This is a genomic window from Streptomyces sp. NPDC001796, from assembly GCF_042892355.1.
Taxonomy (GTDB): domain Bacteria; phylum Actinomycetota; class Actinomycetes; order Streptomycetales; family Streptomycetaceae; genus Streptomyces.
The window spans coordinates 460,916-484,799 of record NZ_JBIAUC010000004.1 but is presented as its reverse complement, the minus strand read 5'-3'; the positions used below and the strand labels follow the sequence as shown (position 1 = coordinate 484,799).

Annotated in this window: 24 protein-coding genes; 21 read left to right on the top strand and 3 right to left on the bottom strand. The window is 71.1% G+C overall.

The window, feature by feature from the left end:
* Nucleotides 1–109: 109 nt before the first annotated feature.
* The 6 genes from ACFYZE_RS11790 to ACFYZE_RS11765 all read left to right on the top strand — a co-directional run bounded on the left by ACFYZE_RS11790 (nt 110) and on the right by ACFYZE_RS11765 (nt 5,199).
* On the top strand, nt 110–1,183 hold the full coding sequence (locus tag ACFYZE_RS11790) for a sugar kinase (RefSeq protein ID WP_388991317.1): 1,074 nt from the start codon (nt 110–112) through the stop codon (nt 1,181–1,183).
* On the top strand, nt 1,180–1,941 hold the full coding sequence (locus ACFYZE_RS11785) for an IclR family transcriptional regulator (RefSeq protein WP_388991315.1): 762 nt from the start codon (nt 1,180–1,182) through the stop codon (nt 1,939–1,941). Before ACFYZE_RS11790 ends, ACFYZE_RS11785 begins: the two co-directional genes overlap by 4 nt.
* A complete protein-coding gene (locus ACFYZE_RS11780) occupies nt 1,938–2,348 on the top strand; it encodes a RidA family protein (RefSeq protein WP_388991313.1) in 411 nt (136 codons plus the stop codon). Before ACFYZE_RS11785 ends, ACFYZE_RS11780 begins: the two co-directional genes overlap by 4 nt.
* Before the next feature lie 146 nt (nt 2,349–2,494).
* Nucleotides 2,495–3,976 carry a GntP family permease gene (locus ACFYZE_RS11775; RefSeq protein ID WP_388991464.1) on the top strand — a complete coding sequence of 494 codons (1,482 nt, stop codon included), beginning with the start codon at nt 2,495–2,497 and terminating at the stop codon, nt 3,974–3,976.
* A gap of 129 nt (nt 3,977–4,105) precedes the next feature.
* Nucleotides 4,106–4,687: a hypothetical protein gene (locus ACFYZE_RS11770; RefSeq protein ID WP_388991311.1), complete on the top strand. Its 582-nt coding sequence runs from the start codon at nt 4,106–4,108 to the stop codon at nt 4,685–4,687.
* Nucleotides 4,688–4,959: 272 nt separating this feature from the next.
* Entirely contained in the window at nt 4,960–5,199 is a 240-nt protein-coding gene (locus tag ACFYZE_RS11765; RefSeq protein ID WP_388991310.1) for a hypothetical protein, read from the top strand.
* A gap of 19 nt (nt 5,200–5,218) precedes the next feature.
* Here the strand turns inward: ACFYZE_RS11765 and ACFYZE_RS11760 are convergent, their stop codons facing one another.
* Nucleotides 5,219–6,259 carry a M4 family metallopeptidase gene (locus tag ACFYZE_RS11760; RefSeq protein WP_388991308.1) on the bottom strand — a complete coding sequence of 347 codons (1,041 nt, stop codon included), beginning with the start codon at nt 6,257–6,259 and terminating at the stop codon, nt 5,219–5,221.
* Nucleotides 6,260–6,455: 196 nt separating this feature from the next.
* Between ACFYZE_RS11760 and ACFYZE_RS11755 the strand changes: the two genes are divergently transcribed.
* Nucleotides 6,456–6,896: a DUF6185 family protein gene (locus ACFYZE_RS11755; protein WP_388991306.1), complete on the top strand. Its 441-nt coding sequence runs from the start codon at nt 6,456–6,458 to the stop codon at nt 6,894–6,896.
* Nucleotide 6,897: 1 nt separating this feature from the next.
* Here the strand turns inward: ACFYZE_RS11755 and ACFYZE_RS11750 are convergent, their stop codons facing one another.
* Entirely contained in the window at nt 6,898–7,770 is an 873-nt protein-coding gene (locus ACFYZE_RS11750; protein WP_388991304.1) for a LysR family transcriptional regulator, read from the bottom strand.
* Nucleotides 7,771–7,849: 79 nt separating this feature from the next.
* Here ACFYZE_RS11750 and ACFYZE_RS11745 point away from each other — a divergent pair, with 79 nt between their 5' ends.
* Together ACFYZE_RS11745 and argG are read left to right on the top strand one after the other, a co-directional pair.
* The gene (locus ACFYZE_RS11745) at nt 7,850–8,773 is read left to right on the top strand and encodes an EamA family transporter (protein ID WP_388991302.1); all 924 of its coding nucleotides are present in this window, start codon (nt 7,850–7,852) and stop codon (nt 8,771–8,773) included.
* 80 nt (nt 8,774–8,853) lie between these two features.
* Nucleotides 8,854–10,308, top strand: coding sequence for an argininosuccinate synthase (argG, locus tag ACFYZE_RS11740; protein ID WP_388991300.1), 1,455 nt, complete (start codon nt 8,854–8,856; stop codon nt 10,306–10,308).
* A gap of 84 nt (nt 10,309–10,392) precedes the next feature.
* Here argG and ACFYZE_RS11735 read toward each other — a convergent pair whose 3' ends face one another.
* On the bottom strand, nt 10,393–12,093 hold the full coding sequence (locus tag ACFYZE_RS11735) for a chitinase (protein WP_388991298.1): 1,701 nt from the start codon (nt 12,091–12,093) through the stop codon (nt 10,393–10,395).
* A 340-nt stretch (nt 12,094–12,433) separates the two neighbouring features.
* On the opposite strand from ACFYZE_RS11735, the gene ACFYZE_RS11730 reads away from it, so the two are divergent.
* The 12 genes from ACFYZE_RS11730 to ACFYZE_RS11675 all read left to right on the top strand — a co-directional run bounded on the left by ACFYZE_RS11730 (nt 12,434) and on the right by ACFYZE_RS11675 (nt 23,821).
* Nucleotides 12,434–13,297, top strand: coding sequence for a hypothetical protein (locus ACFYZE_RS11730; RefSeq protein WP_388991296.1), 864 nt, complete (start codon nt 12,434–12,436; stop codon nt 13,295–13,297).
* Between the two features lie 196 nt (nt 13,298–13,493).
* Nucleotides 13,494–14,207 carry a Flp pilus assembly protein CpaB gene (gene cpaB / locus ACFYZE_RS11725; RefSeq protein WP_388991294.1) on the top strand — a complete coding sequence of 238 codons (714 nt, stop codon included), beginning with the start codon at nt 13,494–13,496 and terminating at the stop codon, nt 14,205–14,207.
* A gap of 75 nt (nt 14,208–14,282) precedes the next feature.
* On the top strand, nt 14,283–15,893 hold the full coding sequence (locus ACFYZE_RS11720; protein ID WP_388991292.1) for a CpaE family protein: 1,611 nt from the start codon (nt 14,283–14,285) through the stop codon (nt 15,891–15,893).
* Nucleotides 15,894–15,967: 74 nt separating this feature from the next.
* A complete protein-coding gene (locus ACFYZE_RS11715; RefSeq protein ID WP_388991290.1) occupies nt 15,968–16,303 on the top strand; it encodes a TadE/TadG family type IV pilus assembly protein in 336 nt (111 codons plus the stop codon).
* 8 nt (nt 16,304–16,311) lie between these two features.
* Entirely contained in the window at nt 16,312–17,652 is a 1,341-nt protein-coding gene (locus tag ACFYZE_RS11710) for a CpaF family protein (protein WP_388991288.1), read from the top strand.
* A 57-nt stretch (nt 17,653–17,709) separates the two neighbouring features.
* Nucleotides 17,710–18,657 (top strand): type II secretion system F family protein, encoded by a 948-nt coding sequence (locus tag ACFYZE_RS11705; protein ID WP_388991286.1) that lies wholly within the window; start codon nt 17,710–17,712, stop codon nt 18,655–18,657.
* A 13-nt stretch (nt 18,658–18,670) separates the two neighbouring features.
* Nucleotides 18,671–19,561, top strand: coding sequence for a DUF5936 domain-containing protein (locus ACFYZE_RS11700; protein ID WP_388991284.1), 891 nt, complete (start codon nt 18,671–18,673; stop codon nt 19,559–19,561).
* Nucleotides 19,558–20,862 (top strand): sensor histidine kinase, encoded by a 1,305-nt coding sequence (locus tag ACFYZE_RS11695; RefSeq protein WP_388991282.1) that lies wholly within the window; start codon nt 19,558–19,560, stop codon nt 20,860–20,862. Before ACFYZE_RS11700 ends, ACFYZE_RS11695 begins: the two co-directional genes overlap by 4 nt.
* Nucleotides 20,855–21,610: a response regulator gene (locus tag ACFYZE_RS11690; protein ID WP_388991280.1), complete on the top strand. Its 756-nt coding sequence runs from the start codon at nt 20,855–20,857 to the stop codon at nt 21,608–21,610. The genes ACFYZE_RS11695 and ACFYZE_RS11690 overlap by 8 nt, the downstream gene beginning before the upstream one ends.
* A 326-nt stretch (nt 21,611–21,936) precedes the next feature.
* A complete protein-coding gene (locus ACFYZE_RS11685) occupies nt 21,937–22,545 on the top strand; it encodes a pilus assembly protein TadG-related protein (RefSeq protein WP_388991462.1) in 609 nt (202 codons plus the stop codon).
* A gap of 15 nt (nt 22,546–22,560) precedes the next feature.
* Nucleotides 22,561–23,151, top strand: coding sequence for a hypothetical protein (locus tag ACFYZE_RS11680; RefSeq protein ID WP_388991278.1), 591 nt, complete (start codon nt 22,561–22,563; stop codon nt 23,149–23,151).
* A 7-nt stretch (nt 23,152–23,158) separates the two neighbouring features.
* On the top strand, nt 23,159–23,821 hold the full coding sequence (locus tag ACFYZE_RS11675; protein WP_388991277.1) for an OmpA family protein: 663 nt from the start codon (nt 23,159–23,161) through the stop codon (nt 23,819–23,821).
* Nucleotides 23,822–23,884 lie beyond the last annotated feature (63 nt).

The window sequence follows — 23,884 nt, the reverse complement described above, 5'->3', positions numbered from 1 at the left end:
ATTTGCAACGACCATTGCGTGTATCGCTTACGGCTGTCTAACATCTCGGCCGACGCGGGGTCAACGGACGCCGACCGAACCCGCACCGCACAGAGGAGCTACGACCATCGTGACCACCGACGGATCCGGCAAGGCCCCCGACGTCGTGGACGTCGTCGCGCTCGGCGAGTCCATGGTCACGTTCCTGCCCACGGTGCCGGGGCGGCTCGCCGACGTTCCGTCCTTCGAGCGAGCCATCGGCGGCGCCGAGTCCAACGTGGCCTGCGTGCTCGCGGCCGCCGGGCACTCCGCGCGCTGGGTGAGCCGGGTCGGCGCGGACGGCTTCGGCGACCACCTCGTGGAGACGATCGGGGCGTACGGCGTCGACGTGTCGTTCGTACGGCGGGACACGGCGCGGCCCACCGGCGTCTACTTCCGCACGGCCGGGGACCGGGCCACCGACGCCCACGAGGTGGCGTACTACCGGGCCGGCTCGGCGGCTTCCGCGATGACCGTGGACACCGTCGACCTGGACGCCGTGCGCGCCGGCCGCGTGCTGCACCTGTCCGGGATCACGGCCGCGCTGTCCGGGCCCTGCCTGGACCTGCTGCGCGAGCTGACCGCGCCCCGCCCCGGCCGACCGCTGGTCTCCTTCGACGTCAACCACCGTCCCAGGCTGTGGCGCGACGCGGAGGGAGCACGGGTGCTGCTGGAACTGGCGCGTGGCGCGGACATCGTGTTCGTGGGGGACGACGAGGCACGTGAGGCGTGGGGACTGCACGGCGCCCGGGCCGTCCGGGAGGCGCTGCCCGAACCGGAGATCGTCGTCGTCAAGCAGGGCCGGGGCGGGGCGACGGCGCTCGACAAGGACACCGACGGCATGTGTGAGGACGCCACGGGCACTGCCACCTTCGTACGCGCCCTGCACGTCGACGTGGTGGCCGCCGTCGGCGCCGGGGACGCCTTCGCCGCCGGATTCCTCTCCGCCACCCTGCGCGGGCTGCCCGTCCGGGACCGGCTCCGCCACGGCCATCTGATGGCCGCCGCCGCGCTCACCGTCCCAGGAGACCTCGCCACGCCCCCCGCCCGCGACCACGCCGACCGCCTGGCCGCCCTCGACGACACCGCGTGGGGGACACTTCGACTCGGCCCCGGCTGGACCGAAGCCGCACCGCGGGCCGAGGAGGAGGTACCCACGCCATGAGCCAGACCGTCGACCGGGCGCTGAGCATCCTGCCGCTGCTCGCCGAGGGACCCGCCGATCTCGGGCAGGTCGCCGACCGGCTCGGGGTGCACAAGTCCACCGCGCTCCGCCTGTTGCGCACCCTCGACGAGCACGGCCTGGTCTACCGCCAGTCCGACCAGCGCTACCGCCTCGGCGCCCGTCTCTTCGCCCTCGCCCAGGAGGCGATGGAGAACCTCGACATCCGCGAGATCGCCCACCCCCACCTCGTCCGCCTCAACGAGGAGTGCGGTCACACCGTGCACCTCGCCGTCTACGAGGAGAACGAGGTGCTCTACATCGACAAGGTGGACAGCCGCTACCCGGTCCGCATGTACTCCCGGATCGGCAAGCCCGTCGCCATCACCGTCGCGGCCGTGGCCAAGCTCCTCCTCGCCGACCTGCCCGACGCCGAGCGCCGCGCCCTCGCGGAGAAGCTCGACTACCCCCCCTACACGGCCCGTTCCACCCCCAACGCCGCGGCGTTCCTGCGCGAGTTGGAGCAGGTGCGCGAACAGGGCTGGGCGACCGACCTCGGCGGCCACGAGGAGTCCATCAACTGCGTCGCCGCCCCCATCCGCGGCGCCGACGGACGGGTGGTCGCCGCCATGTCGGTGTCCGCGCCGAACGTCGTCGTCACCGCCGAGGAACTCCTCACCCTGCTCCCGCAGGTGCGCCGTACCGCGGACGCGATCAGCGGCGAGTACTCCGGCAGAACACCAGTAAGGGACCCCGAATGACGGACAAGATCGCCCTCACCCCGAAGACCCACACCACCCCGCCCGCGAAGTTCTCGCACGGTGTGAAGAAGGGGAACATCCTCCAGGTCGCCGGCCAGGTCGGCTTCCTGCCCGCCGAGGAGGGCAAGCCGCCCACGCCCGCGGGCCCCACCCTGCGCGAGCAGACCCTCCAGACCCTCGCCAACGTCAAGGCGATCCTCGAGGAGGGCGGCGCCGGCTGGGACGACGTGGTGATGATCCGCGTGTATCTCACGGACGTCGACCACTTCGCGGAGATGAACGAGATCTACAACGCCTACTTCGAGGACCAGGGCCTCACCCAGCCGCCCGCCGCCCGGACCACCGTCTACGTGGGCCTCCCGGTCGGCCTGCTGATCGAGATCGACGCGCTGGCCGTCCTCGGCTGACGCCCCGTCCCTCCCCCTCACTCCCGCACTCCGTACGCCGTCACGGCGCGGCGCCCACCACTCACCCCCTGGGGCGCCGCGCCGCGATCGCCCCTGCCCCGAACCCCCATGGACTTACGAGAAGCAAGAGGCCCCCTGTCATGCCCATGTCCTTCTGCTCGCTCGCGGCCTCCCCCACGCCACCGCCCCCACCCCACACCGGAGGCCTGCTCGCCCTCGTCCACGGCACCGCCGGCCTGCTCACCGTCGCGGCGCTCGGCATCGCACTGCTGCTCGTCCTGATCATCAAGGTGAGACTCCAGCCCTTCGTGGCGCTGCTCGCGGTCTCCATAGCCGTCGGCCTCGGCGCCGGCCTGTCGGTCACCGAACTCTTCGGCACGGTCCAGCGCTCCGACGCCGTCTCCCTCATCGAGTCCGGCATGGGCGGCACCCTCGGCCATGTCGCCATCATCATCGGGCTCGGCACGATGCTCGGTGCGGTCCTCGAGGTCTCCGGCGGCGCCGAGGTGCTGGCGTCCAGGCTGCTGGGCCTGTTCGGCGAGCGGCGCGCTCCGCTGGCCATGGGCCTGACCGGCCTGATCTTCGGCATCCCGGTCTTCTTCGACGTCGGCATCTTCGTCCTCGCGCCGATCGTGTACGCGGCGGCGAAGCGGGGCGGCAAGTCGATCCTGCTCTACTGCCTGCCGCTGCTCGCCGGCCTGTCCATGACCCACGCGTTCCTGCCGCCGCACCCGGGCCCGGTCGCCGCCGCCGGCCTGCTCAAGGTCGACCTCGGCATGGTCATCCTGATGGGCGTCGTCTGCGGCATCCCGGCCGTGCTGGCGGCGTGGGCGTGGTCCGCGTGGATCGGCAGGCGGATCTTCGTCCCGGTGCCCCAGGACATGGTCGAGGCGGCCGAGGAGGCCAAGGCGGCGCTCGAGCAGGAGCAGCGGGCGTCCGGGGTGACGCCGCCGGAGAAGCCGGTGCCGCTCTCGATCGTCTTCACGATCATCGGTACACCCCTGGTCCTGATCCTCCTGGCCACCTTCTCCTCGATCGCCTTCGACCCCTCGACCGGCCGCTCGGTCATCGAGTTCTTCGGCCACCCCTTCGTGGCGCTGACCATCGCGCTGCTGCTGGCGTACTACCTGCTGGGCATCCGCCGTGGCTGGTCCCGCAAGTCGCTGGAGACGGTCTCCACCGCCTCGCTCAAGCCGGTCGGCAACATCCTGCTGGTGGTCGGCGCGGGCGGGGTCTTCGGCGCGGTCCTCAAGGGCAGCGGGGTCGCGCAGGCGCTCTCCGACACCTTCCACGACGTGGGCCTGCCGGTGATCGTGCTGGCGTACCTGATCTCCCTGGTCCTGCGCGTGGCCCAGGGCTCGGCGACGGTCGCGATCGTCACGACGGCGGGCATCGTCGCCCCGCTGCTGACGGGGGGACACCACTCGCAGGCGTTCACGGCGTTGGTCATCATGGCCATCTCGGCCGGCTCGATCTTCGCCTCGCACGTCAACGACGGCGGCTTCTGGATGGTCGCCAAGTACTTCGGGATCAGCGAGCGGGACACGCTGCGGACGTGGACCGTGCTGGAGAGCGTGCTGTCGGTGGCCGGGTTCGCGGTGGCGGCGGTGGTGAGCGTCTTCGTCTAGCCGTCCGGTGACGAACGACGTCGAGGGCCGGACGCAAGACACCCAAGACGTAGGACATCGGGCTGGATTCGTATAACGATGCAGGGGCTGGCTGTGTCCGGCACAGGATCTTCGACCATACTGCCCGCTGTGGAGCAGCGCATTGGTTCGAGCAGCCAGCCCCTGGACGGCGCCGGGGTCGACCCGGCCTTCATCCCCGGGCTCACCTCACCCGTGTCCGTGGACCAGAAGGACTCCGTCGAATCGGACGACTCCGTGGAGCCGGAGGACTCCGTAGGGCCGGAGGACTCCGTAGGGCCGGAGGACGTGGTTCCGGAAAAGGAGGCCACCGCCGGGGAACCGGAGCAGGAGGCCGCCGTCGAGGAGGCCCCCGCGGAGGGCCGAGAGGTCCCCGACGGCCCGGTGTTCGAGGCCGCGGACCGCCGTGCCCGGATCGTCGCCGACCGCAGCGGTGTACGGCTTCGCCTGGACGACCAGGAGTGCGAGTTCCGCTGGGACGAGATCGGCGCCGTGGAGACGGAGACCGCACGCTTCGGGAAGCGGTTCACGGTGACCGTGCACACCCCGGAACGCCGCTGGTACCCCATCGAGATCGAGGCCGACTCCCGCGCTCGTTTCGAGGAGTGGGAGACCCGGCTCGACGAGGTGCTGGACGAGTACTTCGAGGACGGCGAGGAGGAATCCGCCGCCCCCGAGAAGGACGACGACTGACCGTGGGATACGGCTCTCCCGGATACGGCTCTCCCGGATACGGCTCTCCCGGATACGGCTCTCCCGGATACGGCTCTCCCGGTTACGGCTCTCCCGGATACGGCCCTCCCGGGCACGGCCACCCGTCGCCGCCGACCGGACCACCGGGCTTCGGTCCGCCGCCACCGGCCAGCACCCCGTATCCGCCGTACTCTCCCCCGGCACCTCAGATACCGCCTGGGCAGATACCACCTGGACCGGACTTCCTTGCCGCCGACCGTCACAACTCGGTGGTGGTGGACGCGTCGGGGGTCGCCTTCGAGATGCGCGGTCTGACGGCGGACTTCCCGTGGCCGGTGGTCCGCAGCGTCCACTACCGCCCCGGCCCCGACGAGAAGGTGCTGATGGTGGCGGTCGTGCACCTCGACGGCCGGGTGTTCGAGTGCGTCGTGGACGCGAAGCGCCGGGAGAGGCTGCAGGAGTGGTTCGCCGAACTGGCGGCGGTACTCGGGCACTATCGCCCGATGGGCTGACTCACAGCAGGCGGCCCGCTCACTCCGTGAGCACGCCGACCGCCGTCCACGCCTGGAGCACCGCGTCGCGCTCCTTCGTCCCGTAAGCCTGGGCGGCGGCGGTGGTCAGCCCGGCGAACGACGCGAAGTCGGCGTCGGGGGCGAGCGTGCCGCTGGTGAGCACGTCGTACCAGACGTGGCCGGCATGCTCCCAGGCGTAGCCGCCGAGCTGCGTCGCGGCGAGATAGAAGGCGTGGTTGGGGATGCCCGAGTTGATGTGCACGCCGCCGTTGTCCGCGAACGTCTCGACGTAGTCGTCCATGTGGGCGGGCTGCGGATCCTTGCCGAGCTCGTCGTCGTCGTACGCGGTACCCGGCGCCTTCATCGAGCGCAGGGCGACCCCCTGCACCCCGGGGCGCAGCAGCTCCTCGCCGATCAGCCAGTTGGCCTCCTCGGTGCTCTGGCCCTTGGCGTACTGCTCGACCAGGGAACCGAAGACATCGGATATGTGCTCGTTCAGGGCTCCGGACTGGCCGAAGTACTGAAGGTTGGCGGTGTACTGGGTGACGCCGTGGGTGAGTTCATGGCCGATGACGTCGGGGGCCTGGGTGAAGTCGCCGAAGATGCGCCCGTCCCCGTCGCCGAAGACCATCTGCTCGCCGTCCCAGAAGGCGTTGTCGTAGTTGTTCCGGAAGTGGACGCTGGCGTCCAGCGGCAGGCCGTCCCCGTCGACGGAGCAGCGGGACAGCGTCTGCAGATAGAAGTCGAAGGTGGCGCCGAGGCCGTCGTAGGCGTGGTTCACGGAGGTGTCCGGCGTGTCCACGTCGCCTTCGCAGCGTACGCGTCTGCCGGGCAGCTCCTGCCGGTGCTGTGCGTCACAGACGATCCGCTCGGGATGGTCGGCGGCGCGTATCGGCGGCGCGACGGTCGGGCCGATCTCCGTCGTCAGTCTCCGGTGCACCCGTTGCGCCGCATCCAGCGCGAGGGTGCGGCGTGCGGGCTCGTGCACGGCCGGATTCTCCGACCGGGCGAGCTGGTCGAGCAGATGCGGGGGCACGATGGCACAAACGTGATGCGTCATGGGATGCGCTCCGATCGATACGGAGACTTGGTGCGGGTTCGGGCTCCCCGAAGCCCGGGTGACGGCGAGTCAGGAACCTTTCCGCTCGCGCCCCGGGCACAGGTCGAGCGGGGAGCACAGCAGGACGGCCTGATAGGGGTCTCCCCCTGACCCCGCACTCTGCTCGTGAGGCACGAACCGCCATTGCCAGGGCTTGATGTGCCGGGTCCTGGCCGCCTTTTCCACGTGCGTCTGCAGCGCGCGGGTCGTCGGGGTCGTTGGTCTCCACCAGGACCTCGTCCGGGGCGAGCGGGAAGTGGTCGTGGTTCCAGTATCAGCCGCTGACCGTGTACCTGCAATTCCGGCGGCTGCGGGCCGAAGTAGTGGGCGATCCGGCAGCAGCAGCCAGTCGTACTACGGTGGCGGTCCCTCATCTGTGTTGCTGCGGGCTGGGCCCTGGTCATTGTCGCGCGCCCCATCGCCGCGGGACGGCGCTGGTCCGTACTGGCGCAGCTGGGAGAGCATTTCTGTACGGCCCAGTCGGTTCGCCCTGTTGCTGTCCGTCTACCAACTGCGGGGTCTGTCCGGACAGATCACCTGGCTTCTTGCCCAGATCGGGGCTGCCGTGGCGATCTGGCATCAGCTGGCCCCCGGCTGATTCACGAAGATGCGTCAAGCATGTCGAGGAACGCCAGCGTCGCCGGGCTCGGGTTGAAGTCGCTCCAGACCAGGTGCTCGACCCGCACCGGACCGTCGGTGACCGGAACGGTGATCACGTCCGGCAGATCACGGGTGAACGCCGTGGGCAGGAGGGCGACCGCGAGGCCCTGTCGGACGATGCGCGTCATCAGGTCCGCGGCGGTGACCTCGAAGGCGACCTCACGGACGAGGCCGGCGGCGGTGAAGGCCTGGTCGCTCTGAGCGCGTCCAGGGGTGCCGGCGGGAAAGTCGGCGAAGGTCTCCTCGGCCAACCGTGCCAGGCCGACCTCGCCGGCGGTCGCGAGCGGGTGCGCGGTGCCGACGACGGCTACGAGACGGTCGCGGGCCAGCTCCCGCGCCCGCACGCCGAGCGGGCGGTCGGTCTCGGGCAACCCCAGGAAGGCGACGTCGAGCCCGCCTTCGCGCACCTCGGCCGCGAGTTCGTCGCTCGAGCCGACGCGCAGCGCGATCCGTACCCGTGGATGCTCGTCGCGGAACCGGTGCAACGCGGCCGGGACATCGACCGCGGCGACCGTCGGGATCACTCCGACGGCCAGACGGCCGCGTACCTCTCCCACCGCTGCCGCGGCGTCCACGCCCGCCCGCTCGGCCGCCTCCAGGCACTGCCGGGCGGCGGGCAGAAAAGCCTCCCCTGCCGCGGTGAGCCGCACCCGGCGGCTGGTGCGCGCGAACAGCCTGAGGCCCAGTTCGCGCTCCAGGTTCGCGATCCGGTGGCTGAGCGCCGACTGGACGACGAAGCACCGCTCGGCGGCCCGCGTGAAGCTGCCGGTCTCGGCCACCGCGAGGACGTACCGCATCTGCTGCAGATCCACGCATCGATCTTCCGTACAGATGGATGCCATGACAAGCATGTGTTGGATTCATCGACGGAGGAGGGCCGACAGTGATGAGGTGACTACGACAAGCGTGAACACGGCCGCCGCGGCTGCGGCCCCTGCCGCCCCAGCCGGTCGGACGGCCGCGACGCTCGCCACGGCGCTCGCGCCGGCGGTGTGGGGCACGACGTACAGCGTCACGGCCGAGTTGCTGCCCGAGGGGCATCCGCTGTTCGCCGGGCTCATGCGGGCGCTGCCCGCCGGGCTGCTCGTCCTGGCCCTGACCCGCACCCTGCCGCGCGGCGTGTGGTGGGGCAGGGCGGGGGTGCTCGGTGCGCTCAACATCGGCCTGTTCTTCCCGTTGCTGTTCCTCGCCGCCGAGCGGCTCCCGGGTGGTGTCGCGGCCACCCTGGGCGCGGCCCAGCCGATCGTCGTCGCCCTCCTCGCCGTGCCCGTTCTGCGGGAGCGTCCTTCCGTGTGGCGTCTGGCCTGGGGCGTCGTCGGCGTGCTCGGCGTCGGACTCGTCGTCATCGGGCCGAAGGCCGCGCTGGACCCGCTCGGCATCGCCGCCGGGCTGGCCGGCGCGGGGGCCATGGCGCTCGGTGTCACCCTCACCAAACGCTGGGGACGCCCCGCGGGCGTGGGGGCCATGACGTTCGCGGGCTGGCAGCTCACCGCGGGCGGCGTCGTGCTGCTTCCCGCCGCGCTGCTCACCGAGGGCGTCCCGGACCGGATCGGCGCTCCGGCGGTGGCCGGCTACCTGTGGCTCGGGCTCGTCGGCGGTCTGCTCGCCTACACCCTGTGGTTCCGCGGCATAGGCACCCTGCCCGTCACCGCGACCGCCCTGCTCGGGCTGCTCTCCCCGCTCGTCGCCGCCGCCCTCGGCGTGCTCCTGCTCCGCGAGTCGTTCACCGGACCCCAGCTGATCGGATTCGTCCTGGCCCTGGCCGCGCTGCTCGCCGGGCAGATCTCTCCGTCTCGGACGCGACTCGGCCGGTGACCGTCTCCGCGACACGGGAGGAGAGCCGTCCGGACCCCGGGCTTGCATAATCATGCGAGAGTGTGCATACACTTAGCCTCGTGTCCAAGGTGCTGACTTCCCTGCCTGTCGGTGAACGAGTCGGGATCGCCTTCTCCGGCGGTCTCGACACCTCTGTCGCGGTCGCGTGGATGCGCGAGAAGGGCGCCGTTCCCTGCGCCTACACCGCCGACCTCGGCCAGTACGACGAGCCCGACATCGCCTCCGTGCCCGGGCGTGCCACGGCCTACGGTGCCGAGGTCGCGCGGATCGTGGACTGCCGGGCCGCGCTCGTGGAGGAGGGGTTCGCGGCCCTGGCGTGCGGCGCCTTCCACATCCGCTCCGGCGGCCGCGTCTACTTCAACACCACCCCGCTCGGCCGGGCCGTCACGGGCACCCTGCTGGTGCGCGCGATGCTCGAGGACGACGTCCAGATCTGGGGCGACGGCTCCACCTTCAAGGGCAACGACATCGAGCGGTTCTATCGCTACGGTCTGCTCGCCAACCCCTCGCTGCGCATCTACAAGCCCTGGCTGGACGCCGACTTCGTCAGCGAGCTCGGCGGCCGGCAGGAGATGTCCGAGTGGCTGCTGGAGCGCGACCTGCCCTACCGGCACAGCGCCGAGAAGGCGTACTCGACCGATGCCAACATCTGGGGCGCGACCCACGAGGCGAAGTCCCTGGAGCACCTCGACACCGGCATCGAGATCGTGCAGCCGATCATGGGCGTGCGGTTCTGGGACCCGGAGGTCGAGGTGGCCCCCGAGGACGTCACCATCGGCTTCGAGCGCGGCCGGCCGGTCACCATCAACGGCAAGGAGTTCGCCTCCCCGGTGGACCTGGTCCTCGAGGCCAACGCGATCGGCGGCCGGCACGGCCTGGGCATGTGCGACCAGATCGAGAACCGGATCATCGAGGCCAAGAGCCGGGGCATCTACGAGGCGCCGGGCATGGCGCTGCTGTACGCGGCGTACGAGCGCCTGGTCAACGCCATCCACAACGAGGACACGCTGGCCAGCTACCACACCGAAGGCCGCCGCCTCGGCCGGCTGCTGTACGAGGGCCGCTGGCTGGACCCGCAGGCGCTGATGCTGCGCGAGTCGCTGCAGCGCTGGGTGGGGACGGCGGTCACCGGAGAGGTGACGCTGCGGCTGCGGCGCGGCGAGGACTACTCCATCCTCGACACGACCGGACCGGCATTCAGCTACCACCCGGACAAGCTCTCCATGGAGCGGACCGAGGACTCCGCCTTCGGCCCGGTCGACCGTATCGGCCAGCTCACGATGCGCAACCTCGACATCGCCGACTCCCGCGCCAAGCTGGAGCAGTACGCCCGGCTCGGCATGGTCGGCGGCAGCCCGGACCCGGCGCTGATCGGCGCCGCGCAGGCGGCCTCGACCGGTCTGATCGGTGCGATGCCCGAGGGCGGCGCGGAGACGATCGCCTCCCGTGGAGAGGGCACCGCCGACGAGGCCGAACTGCTCGACCACGCCGCGATCGAGTCGGGTACCGACTGAGAGCCCTGAACGCGTCCCGTCCTTGAGCGCACGGCCCGCCACCTCCACCGGAGGGGTGGGCCGTCCAGCACGGTCGGGCGCTGCCTACGGCAGCGCGTGCACGTGCGGGCCCACCGAGTTCGACCACGCGTTCCCGGACGCCGCGTCCCAGTTCGTCGACCACGTCATCGCGCCCCGGAGGTCCGGGTACGTCTTCGACGGCCTGAACGTGCCGCAGTTCGTTCCCTTCGCCAGGCAGTCCAGGGCGTTGTTCACCACGGAGGGCGACACGTAGCCGCTGCCCGCCGCGCTCGTCGAGGCGGGGACCCCGAGGCCCACCTGGGACGGGGACAGGCCGCCCTCGAGCTGGATGCAGGCCAGGGCCGTCAGGAAGTCCACCGAGCCCTGCGAGTACACCTTGCCGTCGCAGCCCAGCATGGAGCCGCTGTTGTAGTACTGGGTGTTGACGACCGTGAGGATGTCCTTCACGTTCAGCGCCGTCTGGAAGTACGCGTTCGACGTCGACTGCATGTCGATCGTCTGCGGGGCCATCGTGATCACAAGCGACGATCCCGCCTTCGACGACAGCTGCCTGAGCGCCTGCGACATGTACGTCGCGTTCAGGCCGTTCTCCAGGTCGATGTCCACCCCGTCGAAGCCGTACGACTGCATCAGCGCGTACACCGAGTTCGCGAAGTTCGTCGCCGACGTCGCGTCGTTGACCGACACCGTGCCGTTCTGGCCGCCGACCGAGACGACCACCTTCTTGCCCGCGGCCTTCTTGGCGGCGACGTCCGCCTTGAACTGGTGCACCGTGTAGCCGCCCAGGCCGGCCGAGTCGAGGGTGAAGCTCACGGCTCCCGGCGTGCTCGTCGCGTCCGCGAACGCCACCGCGATGATGTCGTACTGCGCCGGCACGTCCGAGATCCGCTGCACCGTGGCGCCGTTGTTGAAGTTCTGCCAGTAGCCCGTCACCGCGTGCTTCGGGAGCCCGGTACCGCCCCCGCCGCCGGTCGACGCCGTCGTGGCCGTCACCGCAGCCGACTTGGGCGACTCGCCCGCCGCGTTCGTCGCCGTCACCTGGAAGGAGTACGACGTCGACGGGGACAGGCCCGTCACCGTCGCGGACGTGCCCGTCGCCGACGTCACCTTCGTGCCGCCGCGGTACACGTTGTAGCCCGTCGCGCCCGTCACCGCGTTCCAGGACAGGGACACCGATGAGGACGTCGTGCCGGCGACCGCCAGGCCCGTGGGGGGCGACGGGACCGTGGGGGAGGGGTCGCCGCCACCGCCGCCGTCCGGCCCGTACACCGACACGTCGTCCGCGTAGTACGCCGCCTGCCCGTACCAGCCGTGCAGGTACACCGTCACCGAGGTCGTCGAGGCGCCCGTGGTGAACGTCGTGGACAGCTGCTTCCAGCTCGTCGAGTCCGGCGTCCACGTCGACACGTCCGTCGTGCCCGTCCCCGTGGCGCCCAGGTAGGTGTACCCGCCCTGCACCCAGGCGCTCAGCGTGTACGTCGAGTTCGGCTTCACCGCGACCGTCTGGGCGCACTGCGCGTAGTCCTGGCCCGCGGGCGTCGCCTTCAGGGCGGCCGTGCCGCCGTGCACCGGGGAGGACACCGTCGTGCCGCTGCCGGCCGAGCAGGTCCAGTCGGCGAGGCCCGACTCGAAGCCGGCGTTCTTCGCGTTGTTCACGTCCGCCGCGGCCGCGTGGCCGGCGCCCAGCAGGGAGAGGGCGAGGGCGGCTACGGCGGCCCCGGCGAGGGTCCGTCTGCGGCGGGGCAGGGCTGGTACGCGGTCCACTTCGGCCTCCGATGTGGGGAGAGGAAAGGGAGGAAAACGCTGGAGGGCATTGCGGAACGGTGGCCACCGCCTGATGCTCCAAGAATTTGGTCCAGACCAATCCCGGTGTCAAGGGCCTGCGTGTCTTCAACGGTCCTGTGGACGTCCGGAGTTGGGGCATATGCCCCTACTCTGTGTGGATCATGTCCCCACCTTCGGTGAGATGATCTTCCTGATTCTGTGTTGAGCGGGGCATGCCGTGGATATGGTGCTGTTGCAGGACGACGCAACAGGACGTCACAGGGGCCATCTGGGGCGGTGGTTGACCACCCCGCCGCAGTGAACGGGGTGGTGAGCAGCCGTGCCGACCGCGATAGCCGTCACCAGTCCCGACCTGGTGCTCCCACCGCTCGACCGGCAGACGCCACCCGCTGCCGTCCAGCCCCAGCCCACGCTGGAGGCGTCCCTGACCGGCATGCACGCGCTGATCGAGCAGTACGGGTACGTCATCGCCCTGCACCCCGCCTCCGGCGACGACCCGGCCGTGCAACGGCTGCGCACCGTCCGCTCCGTCCTGGAGAGCGACCGCGTCGCGCTGCTCGGCATCGACCTGCCGCCGCTCGGACTCGCGCTGCTCGCCCAGCAGTTGCGCCAGCTGTCGATCTGCGACTTCAGCCCCGGCGTCCTGGCGTCCTCCGCGCGCCTGCTGGCCCACTACATCTACGCCGGCGCCCTCCTCGGCTCGGTCGCCAAACTGGACCGCGTTCCCGTGCCGCTCACGTCCCACGCCAAGTCGTGGGTGCCGGGAGCCCAGTTCGCCGTACTCGCGGGCCCACGCCCCCGGCTCGTTCGGGTCGGGCAGGAGGAGTTACCCGGCCCCGAGTTCGGCACCCGGATGCTCGTCGCCGCCGGGCAGCCGCCCTCCGACTGGGTCACCGCCTCCCTCGCCCCCGCCTGGCGGGTCCAGGGCGTCGGGACCGTGCCCCTGCCCCAGGACTCGGCCCGCTGGTGGGGCACCAACCGGCTCGTCGAGTTCGCGGCCGGCCTGCACGACGTGTCCGTGCTCTACCAGCTCGTGTCATCCGTACGGCGCGAGACCTGCCACTGGTGCGGACTCGAACTCATCGGCGACCGCTGCGGGTTCTGCGCCGCGCCCCTCCCGCCACCCCCCGAACAGCTACCGGCCACGGCCGTCCGCGCCGCCCTGCCCCGCGGCGGCACGTAGCCCCGCACGCGTTGGTCCGCAGTACGTCTCGCACAACGTTCGACCGCCCGACCGCCCGACCGCCCGACCCGCCGTTTCCCGCCCCGATCGAGGTTGTCCGCGTCATGCCGCACCACCCCGGGGGGCAACCCCCGCACCCCCGGCCGAAAAGCAGTCCCGCTCGACCACCCGGCACGTCCCTTCGAGGTGAGATGTAGTGAACGCACGCCAGCGCCGCGGCGTCATCCTGCTGGTCCTCTCGGCCCTCGCCGCCGTCGGCGCCTTCGCCGGGGTGCTGTCGGTGATCCGGGACGTGAACTCCAAGGTCGGCCCCGAGGTCACCGCGTACCGCCTCAAGAACGGCATCGACCCCTACAAGGCGCTCACGCCCGACCAGTTCGAGAAGATCTCGATGCCGAAGCGGTGGCTGCCCGCCACCGCCGTCACCGATCTGGCCCGGATCCGCGGGAAGATCGCCGTGACCCGGCTGGAGAAGGGCTCCCTGCTTCAGAGCGACATGATCGTGGACCGGCCCGAACTCCAGCCGGGGCAGCAGGAGATCGCCATCATGATCGACGCCTCCACCGGCGTCGCGGGCAAGATCGACCCCGGTTCGCGGGTCAACATCTACGCCACCTTCAAGGCCGAGAACGACAAGGCCAAGGACGAGTCCAAGGTCATCGTGACCAACGCCCGCGTCCTCGACGTCGGCAAGCTCACCGCCCTCGACCCGGGCCAGTCCAGCGACGATCGGCGGCGCACCGCCACCGAGGCCGTCCCCATCACCTTCGCGCTCGGCACGGCGGACGCCCAACGGGTCGCCTACGCCGAGTCGTTCGCCACGCACGTCCGGCTCGCCCTGGTCGCGGGCGGCTCCCAGACCGCCATCGCGCCGGGCGACCGTACGTACACCCTCGACCAGGACAAGTAGGAGGCCGCGCATGAGGTCCGTACCGGCCCCCGGCGGGCCTGTCCCCAGGCTGTCCCACGCGGCGGGGTGTCACCGATGACCGTCCGAGTCCTCCCCGCCGTCGGCGACCCCGACGCCGCCCGCTCGCTCACCACCCTGCTCGGACAGCTCCCCGACGCCGAGCCCGCCCCGCCCGTCCACGACTCCACGGCCCTGCTCGACACCCTGGCGCGCCTGGCCGGAGACTCCCTCGACGAACTGCCCGAGGTCGTCCTCGTGCACGAGCGGATCGGGCCGGAGCCGGCGCTCGACCTGATCCGCGACCTGGTGATGCGGTTCCCGGCGGTCGGCGTCGTCCTCGTCACCGCCGACACCAGCACCGGCGTGCTCACCGCCGCGATGGACTCCGGCGCCCGCGGCATCGTCACCCTGCCCCTCGGCTACGACGCCCTCGCCGAACGCGTCCAGGCCGCCGCCACCTGGTCCGCCGGCATGCGGCGCCATCTGAGCAGCGGCGCCCCCGAGTCGTACGCCGGCCCCGGAGGGACCGTGGTCGCGGTGACCGGCGCGAAGGGCGGCGTCGGCGCCACGGTCACGGCCGTCCACCTCGCGCTCGCCGTACGGGCGTCGGGCCGTACGGTCGCGCTGGTCGACCTCGATCTCCAGTCCGGGGACATCGCCTCCTACCTCGACGTGCAGTTCCGGCGCTCGGTCGCCGACCTCGCCGGGATCGCGGACATCAACCCGCGCGTCCTCCAGGACGCCCTCTACACTCACGACAGCGGCATCGGACTGCTCCTCGCCCCCGCCGAGGGCGAACGCGGGGAGGAGGTCACCGACCGGGTGACCCGTCAGGTCCTCGGCGCGCTGCGCTCCCGCCACGACGTGGTGATCGTCGACTGCGGCTCGCAGATGACCGCCGCCACCGCCGCAGCCGTCGAGATCGCCGACCAGGCCGTGCTGCTGGTCACCCCGGACGTCGTCGCGGTCCGCGCGGCCAAGCGGATGGTCCGCCTGTGGGACCGCCTCCAGATCCGCAAGGCCGAGGAGACGCTGACCGTCGTCAACCGTCACTCGCGCGGTACGGAGATCCAGCCCTCCCTCGTCGAACGCGTCACCGGCACCAAGGTGGCCCGCGCCGCGGTCCCGGCCGCCTTCAAGGAACTCCAGTCGGTCGTGGACGCCGGACGCCTCCAGGACCTCGACGCCCGCTCCACCGTGAAGCAGGCGCTGTGGGCGCTGGCGGGGGAGCTGGAACTGGTGCAGGCGCAGGAGGGCGGCGGGCGGCGGCGCCGGGCGCCGTCGGACCGGGGCGCGCTGAGCCTGTGGCGCAAGGGCGGCGACCGGGGGTCGGTGACCCTGGAGTTCGCCGGGATGTTCCCGCTGGTGCTGGTCGTGCTCGCGCTGCTGTGGGAGTGCGTGCTGTACGGCTACACGTACTCGCTGGCGGGCAACGCGGCGGACGAGGCGGCCCGGGCCGCCACGGCGGCGTACGCCGTCGGGGGCGATGTGGCGGGTGCGTGCCAGTCGGCGGGCGTCCAGCACCTGCCGGACGCCTGGCAGGGAGCGGACATCACCTGCACCCCGGCGGGGTCGGTGATGAAGGCGACGGTCCATGCCGACGTCCCGCTGTTCTTCCCGGGCGTCGACCCGGGCTGGCAGGTCGACGGCTCGGCGGGGGCGGCGCTGGAGGGGAACAGCCCATGAGGCTTCTTCTCCGACGCCGAGGGGCGCCCCGGACGGGACGGCGAATCCGCCGCTGGGACGACCGAGGCGTCTCCATGCTCGAGTTCGCCGGCTTCCTGCCCGTCCTTCTCGTCATCGGCATGGCCGCCATCCAGCTCGGCCTCATCGGCTACGGCATCAACCAGGCCGGGTCGGGGGCACGGGCTGCCGCAAGGGCCGCCTCGCAGAACAGGGACGGGGCAGCGGCCGGCTCCGCGGCCGTCAGCGGCTGGCTCAGCCCCGAGGTCGACGCTCCCAAGGGCGCCGGCACCACCACCGCCACCGTCACCGTCCGCGTCCCGGCAGTCATCCCCCTCTTCAGCGGCTGGACCGTCACCCGCCGCGCCACCATGCCCAACGACCCGGACCCCTTCATCCCAGGAAGGAGCTGACGACCGGCATGAGCCTCCGCTCCCGTATCGCCGCCCCCGACGACGGGCGAGCCGCCCGAGAGGACGGACACCTCGTCGCGGTCTACCGCGCCAAGCTCCTGGAGGAGATCGACCTCGCCGAGATGTCGGGTCTCGCCACCGCCGAACGCCGGGTCCGGCTCGAACGCGTCCTCGGCCACATCATCAGCCGCGAGGGCCCGGTCCTCTCCTCCGCCGAGCGCTCCCAGCTGATCCGACGGGTCGTCGACGAGGCCCTCGGCCTCGGTGTCCTCGAACCGCTCCTCGCCGACGCGTCCATCACCGAGATCATGGTCAACGGCCCCGACTCGATCTTCGTGGAGCGGGCGGGCCGCGTCGAACAGCTCCCGCTCCGCTTCGCCTCCGCCGAGCAGCTGATGCAGACGATCGAACGCATCGTCTCCACCGTCAACCGCCGCGTCGACGAGTCGAACCCCATGGTCGACGCCCGCCTGCCCACCGGTGAGCGCGTCAACGTCATCATCCCGCCGCTCGCCCTGACCGGCCCCACGCTCACCATCCGCCGCTTCCCGCGCGCCTACACGCTGCCCGAACTCATCGGCCTCGGCTCGCTCGACGAGCAGATGCTGATGCTGCTCGCCGCGTTCGTCCGCGCCCGCTTCAACCTGATCGTCAGCGGCGGCACGGGCTCCGGGAAGACGACCCTGCTCAACGCGCTCTCCGGGCTCATCCCCTCCCAGGAACGCATCATCACCATCGAGGACTCCGCCGAACTCCAGCTCCAGCAGGAGCACGTCATCCGCCTGGAGTCCCGCCCGCCGAACGTCGAGGGCAAGGGCCAGATCACCATTCGCGACCTGGTCCGCAACAGCCTGCGGATGCGGCCCGACCGCATCATCGTCGGCGAGGTCCGCGGCGGCGAGACCCTCGACATGCTCCAGGCGATGTCGACGGGCCACGACGGCTCGCTCGCCACCGTGCACGCCAACTCGGCGGAGGACGCGCTGATGCGGTTGCAGACCCTCGGCTCCATGTCGGAGGTCATGATCCCGTTCGAGGCGCTGAAGGACCAGATCAACTCGGCCGTCGACGTGGTCGTGCAGCTCGCCCGGTACCCCGACGGCTCCCGCAAGGTCGTGGAGATCGCACTCGTCGTGTCGCACGGGCGCGAACAGTTCCGCGTCGCCACCGTGTCCCGTTTCCTGCCCGAGCCCCTCGGCCCCGACCGGATCGTCCGCGGCCGCTTCGAGCACCTCCGGCTGCCCCGGCCGGTCGCGGAGAAGCTGTACGGCGCGGGCGAACCGCTTCCGCCCGCCTTCGGGGTCGCGGACGCCCTCGACGTACTGAACACCAGGCAGGCGATCGGATGATCCCCGCCCACCTCAGGAGCCGGTCATGAAGGACCCCGCCCACATCTGGAGCCGGCCATGAACGACCCCGCACTCCTCGCCCTCGGCGCCACCGTCCTCACCGGCACGCTCGCCGTCGCGGGCGTGCACTCCTACGCCTCCGGCCGCGCCCAGCGCCGGGCGCTCGTCGACCGGCTCTCCGGAACCGCGGGCGGCCCGATCCGCACAGCGGCCGGCCGCGTACGGCGCTTCGCGGCCGTGGACCGCAGGCTGCGCCGTACCCGCCTGGGACGAGCCATCCACATGCGCCTCTCGGCGACGGGCCTGGATCTGACGGCGGGCGAGTTCTTCACCTACGTCACCGCAGTCGTCGTGGCGCTGTGGCTGATCGCGGCGTCCACTCTGGCGCCCTTCTTCGGCCCGATCGCCGGCCTGGTCGGCATCTGGAGCGCGGCCGTCTTCCTCAACTGGCAGCGGCAGAAACGCATCGAGGCGTTCATCAACCAGCTCCCCGACGTGGCCCGTCTGCTGGCCAACGCCACGGCCGCCGGACTCGCGCTGCGCACCGCGCTCGCCATGGCGGCGGAGGAGCTGGAGGCCCCGGCGGGCGAGGAACTGGCCCGGGTCGCCGACCAGCTGTCGCTGGGCCGCTCGGTCGACGACACCCTGGGCGAACTGGCCGAACGCCTCCCGTCGCGCGAGCTGATCGTCCTGGTCACCACCCTGGTCCTCGCCAACAAGGCGGGCGGCTCGGTGGTCAACTCCCTGCGCAACCTCACCCAGACCCTGGAGGACCGCAAGGAGACCCGGCGCGAGGTCCGCACGATGCTCTCCGAGGTCAACGCCACGGCCTTCACGGTCCCGATGCTCGGCCTCGGCTCGCTGATCCTGGTCAACTCCTCGAACGAGGGCGCCCTGGAACGCGTCACCGGCTCCCCGCTCGGCCAGGGTCTGGTCCTGCTCTCCCTCGCGCTGTACACGATCGGGTTCTTCGTCATCCGCCGCCTCGGCAAGATCGAAGTGTGAGGGGGAGACCACGATGCTTCCGCTGCTCCTCGCCTTACTGACGGCGGTCTCCGTCGCCGGCGTCCTCCTCGGCGTCCGGATGATCCGCGCGGACGCGAAGCTCCCGAGCGATCTCGCGCTCGCCCTGGAGGTCGGTGCCACCCGGGTCTCCAAGGCGGGCTCGGCGGTCGACCGCCTCGGCATCCGCTTCGCCCCACTCGTGCTGCGCCTGATGGGTCCGCGCCGTGTGGAGGCCAAACGCCGCCGCATCGACATGGCGGGCAACCCCGGCGGACTGACCCTGAACCGCTACGCCGCACGCCGGGCGGTCTACGGCATCTTCGGCCTGGTCCTCGGCCTGATGTTCCTCACGAACGGCCAGTTGCTCTTCGCCGCCGCGACGTTCGCCTTCGGGCTGTTCGCCGCCGACGCCCTGATCTGGCAGGCCATCAGGGAGCGCAAGGACGTCATCGACCGCACCCTGCCGGACTTCCTGGACGTCCTCGCGGTCGTCGTCTCGGCGGGCCTGGGCTTCAGGCAGGCCCTCGACCGGGTCGCGGAGAAGTACGAAGGCCCCTGGGCGGACGAACTGCGCATCACCCTGCGCCAGATGGACATGGGCGTCAGCCGCCGCCAGGCCTTCGACGAACTGCGCAGGCGCAACTCCTCCGAACAGGTCGCACAGTTCGTCTCCGCGCTGCAACAGGGCGAGGAGCTGGGCTCGCCCATCGTCGAAACCCTGATCCAGCTGGCCACGGACATGCGCCGCACGGACGCCCAGAACGCCCGTCGCCGCGCCGCCAAGACGATCCCCAAGGCCACGCTGGTCACCCTGGTGTTCATGCTCCCGGCGACGATGATCCTGATCGCCACGGGGATGTTCCTGGGGTCGGGTACGGACTTCGGATCGATTCTGGGCCGATGACGATGAGCCGCACGAGCCACCCCGCCCCCGGGTACCTGGAGGACGACGCCCCCGCTCCCGCCAGCGTCCGCCTCCAACTCGGCGCGCTCCAGGCGCTGTGCCGCCAGACCGTGGCCGTACGCCTCGCCCTGGTCCTGATCGGCACACCCTTCGCCCTGGCCAACACGCCCGGACAGGGCCCCCGCCACGCCGCCGTCGCGGCGGCCGTCCTCGGCGTCACGGCCTCCTACGCCGTGCTCCGCGACTGGAACCGCGTGGGCCCGCGCCTCCTCGCGCACCCCACGCTCATGGCGCTGGACCTGCTCTTCGTCGCCACACTGCTCCTGACCGCCTCCCCGGCCTCCCCCCTCGCGTACGCCACGGTCTGCACGCCCTTGCTGTCCGGCCTGCTGTACGGCTGGCGCGGCGCGGGGGTCCTCACGGGCCTGCAACTCGCGGTGGTGTTCTCGGTCTTCCGAGCCTGGGAACACCATCCCGGCGCGGCTACCAGCACGCTCCTCATCGCCGGTTTCTGCGTCGCCGCCGGCATCATCGGCGTGACGTTGCGCAACCTGATGTTCCGTTTCGGCGCGGCCAGCGAGGCGCTGTCCCGAGCCAATGCCCGCCTGGCCGCGGCGGACGCGGTCGAGTCCGAACGGGCCCGCCTGGCCAGGGAGATGCACGACTCGGTGGCGAAGACGCTGCACGGCCTGGCCCTGGCGGCACAGGCACTGGCCGCCTCCGCGGACCACGGCGACCCGGACACGCTCAAGCGCCAGGCCACGCTGGTCGCCGGGGCCGCACGCAGAGCGGCGGCGGAGTCCCGCGACCTGCTCTCCGACCTGCGACGCCGTACGGGCGTCACGTCGGCTCACCTGGACCTGGCAGCCGAACTCACCCTGCTGACGGAGGATTTCGCGAGCCGGACCGGTACGACAGTGGCCCTGAGAAAGCCGGACGCCCCCCTGTTCCTGCCGTACACGACCGCCCAGCACGTCCTGGCGATCGTCTCGGAGGCGCTGGAGAACACCCACCGCCACGCCCGAGCGAGCCGGATACGGATCGAACTCGAGGCGCCCGGCAACGCCGCGCTGGACCTACGGGTGGCAGACAACGGTGTCGGCCTGCCCCCGTCGGCCAGACCCGAGAGCCTGGCGAAAACCGGCCACTTCGGCCTGCTCGGCATGACGGAACGCGCCGCCTCCCTCGGCGGCCGTCTCAGCCTGGGCCGCTCACCGCTGGGCGGCGCCGGGATCCACCTCCACGTCCCCCTCCCCGCGACCGCTCCCCCCGCCCCGCAAGAGGAGGCCGCACATGCCTGACCTGCCCGACCAGGTGCAACCCGGCCCGTGCCTGCGCGTCCTTGTGGCCGACGACAACCCGGTCGTCCGGGCGGGCCTGACCGCCCTGCTGACCGTCCACCCCGACATGGAGGTGGTCGCGGAGGCGGCGGACGGTGCCCAGGCCCTCACGTACGCCGCCCGGCACCGCCCCGACGTCATCCTCCTCGACCACCGCATGCCGGGCACGGACGGCCTGACGGCACTGCCGCGACTGGCCGCCCAGGCCCCCGTGATGATGCTGACGTACAGCCGGGAACCCGAGGTGGTGGCGGAGGCCCTGAGCCGCGGGGCCTCCGGCTACCTGGTCCACGGGGAGTTCACAGCGGCGGAACTGATCGCGGCCGTACGGGGCCTGAGGGAGGGGCGGCGGACGGTGTCCCCGTGCGCTGTCCGGTCTTCGCTCGGCGTTTCCTACGAAGAGAAGGAAGTCTCTTCGCAGCTGCAACCGGTTATGGCACAGTCGTCGGGGGTTCCGCCCGCCCGGGCGGGGGGTCTGCGGCGCCGCGCCGCGGGGTGGCCGGCCTTCGGGCTGAGTTCGAGGGAGGTGGAGGTCATGGACCTCATCGCGGCCGGTATGAACAACCGGCAGATCGCCGCCGCCTGCTTCATCAGCGAGAAGACGGTCAAGAACCACATCAACCGAATCTTCGCGAAGCTGCAGAGTTCTTCGCGGAGCGAAGCGATCGCTCACTGGCTGGGGACGGCTCGGGAGGGGTGGAGCCGATGAGCGCACCGGCGTGCGGAAGTTGGGCCCCTGGGCCCACGAAGAGTGAGGGTGCTCTCACCTACGGTGTCTCGGTTGGTGGTTTCCGCATCGGGTGGGAGGGCCGGGGCCGTGATGAGCAGGATCAGGCGCGAGGTGGGCACGTGGAAGCGGACCGTGGGGGCCCGGATGCGGGGGGCCGGGCGGGATGCGGGGGCGGGGTTCGTGGAGTATGCCGGGCTGATGATCATCATTGCCGGGATCTTCACGTTGATCGACCAGATCGGCCTGGACGGAATGATTTCGGGTGCGATCCGGACCGCAGTGACCTCGGTCACGGGTGGCGGCGGCTGATCGAACCATCGCTCCGCGGCGACCGAGGGCAGACGCTCCCGCTCTACATCTGGCTGACAGCGATCCTGTTGTTCGCGGCGTTCGCCTTCTTCGCCTTCGCCCAAGCAGCGTCCGCTCGCAATGGAGCTCAGTCCGCGGCGGACGCTGCGGCATTGGCGGCGGCGCAGGACGCCCGTGACGAACTCATGACGGGGCTGCAGGGTGCCATCGGCCATGACGACAACTGGCTCAGCTGGCTGAACGGCAGTCGTTTCCAGGGGGCCGGCGTCGCGGCTGCCGCCGAGCGGCTCGCTGACGCGAACCGTGCGACCTTGCGGGGTGGCCCGGACCGCGAGGACGTGAACGGCTTTCCCGGCTATCACGTGACGATCGAGACGCGTTACACGGTCGGAAGCTCCATCATCCCCGGTACCGAGAACCGGCATGCCACGGCCGAGGCCACCGCGGTGATCCAACCGCGGTGCACCTTCGGGTCCAACGCCGATCCGAAGAAGCCAGTGCAGTTGGACTGCGGCGGCGATCTCATCGACATCAACCCCGGGGATTTCAATTCGGACGACCTTCCCGACGCGTCCGTGCTGTTCTCTGTGCATCTGGCCGAGTGAGAGGAAGCCGTACCGATGGATCTCCGGCACACCATGCAGGGCCGCAAGGCGCTGTCCGCAGTGGCGATCACCACGGGGCTGATCGTCACGGTGGCCGGCTGCGGCGGTGGGGACTCCGATGGGAAGCCGAGGGCGACATCGTCCTCTGCCAAATCCACGGCAGGAAGCGATGGCCAAAGCCAGCAGCCCTCCGCGCCGGCTGCCGACAAAGTGCTGGCCGAGGTGAAGAGCGGCGACATCACTCTCACTGTCACCTCCGCGGTCCGCGACCAGGGCGGTTTTGTCACGGTGAGCGGCACGGTCACCAACCACGGTGGCCAGTTCTGGATCGCGTCCAACTGGCGCGGCGACGAGCGGGAGCTGAGCAAGAACGGCGCCTCGCTGGCCGGGGCGTCCCTGATCGACAGCAAGGGCAAGAAGAGGTACCTCGTCCTGCGCGACACTCAGGGGCGTTGCCTGTGCACCAAGTTCGACGGGGGTGGCGTGAACGCGGGGAAGTCGGCCGACTGGTTCGCCCAGTTCCCCGCCCCCCCGGAAGGGACGAACGAGGTCAACTTCGAGGTCGGCGCCATGCCCCCCGCCTCAATCGAACTCTCCCAGGGGTGAGACGACCGTGACCCTCACCCCCCGCACCGCCACCGCCTTGACGGCCCTCGCCCTCCTCGCCCTCGTCGGCGCGCCCCCTGCCTCGGCCGACGACAACCCCAGCGCACCCCCCGGCACCGTAACCACCTCCCCACCCCCCTCCATCGACCCCGCCAGCCCGGGCCTGAAGCTCGCCGACGGGGCCGCTCTCGCGCCCGCCAAGGTGCTGGACATCAAGTCCGTCGTGGAGGACCTCGGTGGTGAGGAGCGGCGTGAGGACACCAACGAGAACGTGACGTTCGCGCTCCAGGCCGAGGTGCTGTTCCCCAAGGACAGCTCCAAGCTGAACCCGGAGGCGCGCTCCCGTATCGACGCGATCGCGGACGAGATCAAGAAGCAGAACGGGACCGCCGTCCGCGTCTTCGGCTTCACCGACAACCTCGGTTCGTACGCCCACGGCCTGACCCTGTCCAAGCAGCGCGCGGAGGCGGTCCACGACCAACTGGCCGCCCGCCTCGGCGGCAATGTCACCTTCGAGGTGCGCGGCTACAGCGAGGACTACCCGATCGCGGACAACTCCACGGAGGAGGGGCGCCGCAAGAACCGCCGGGTGGAGGTGTCCTTCCCGAGGGGAGGGTCCGACGGCGCCGGCGCGTCCGGCGACGGCGGCGCGGCGATTTCCGGCGGCTGACACTCCGGGAGGAACCGATCAGGAGGCGCCTGCGCTGAGTACCGTGGGCGCCGGTGCCGGTCG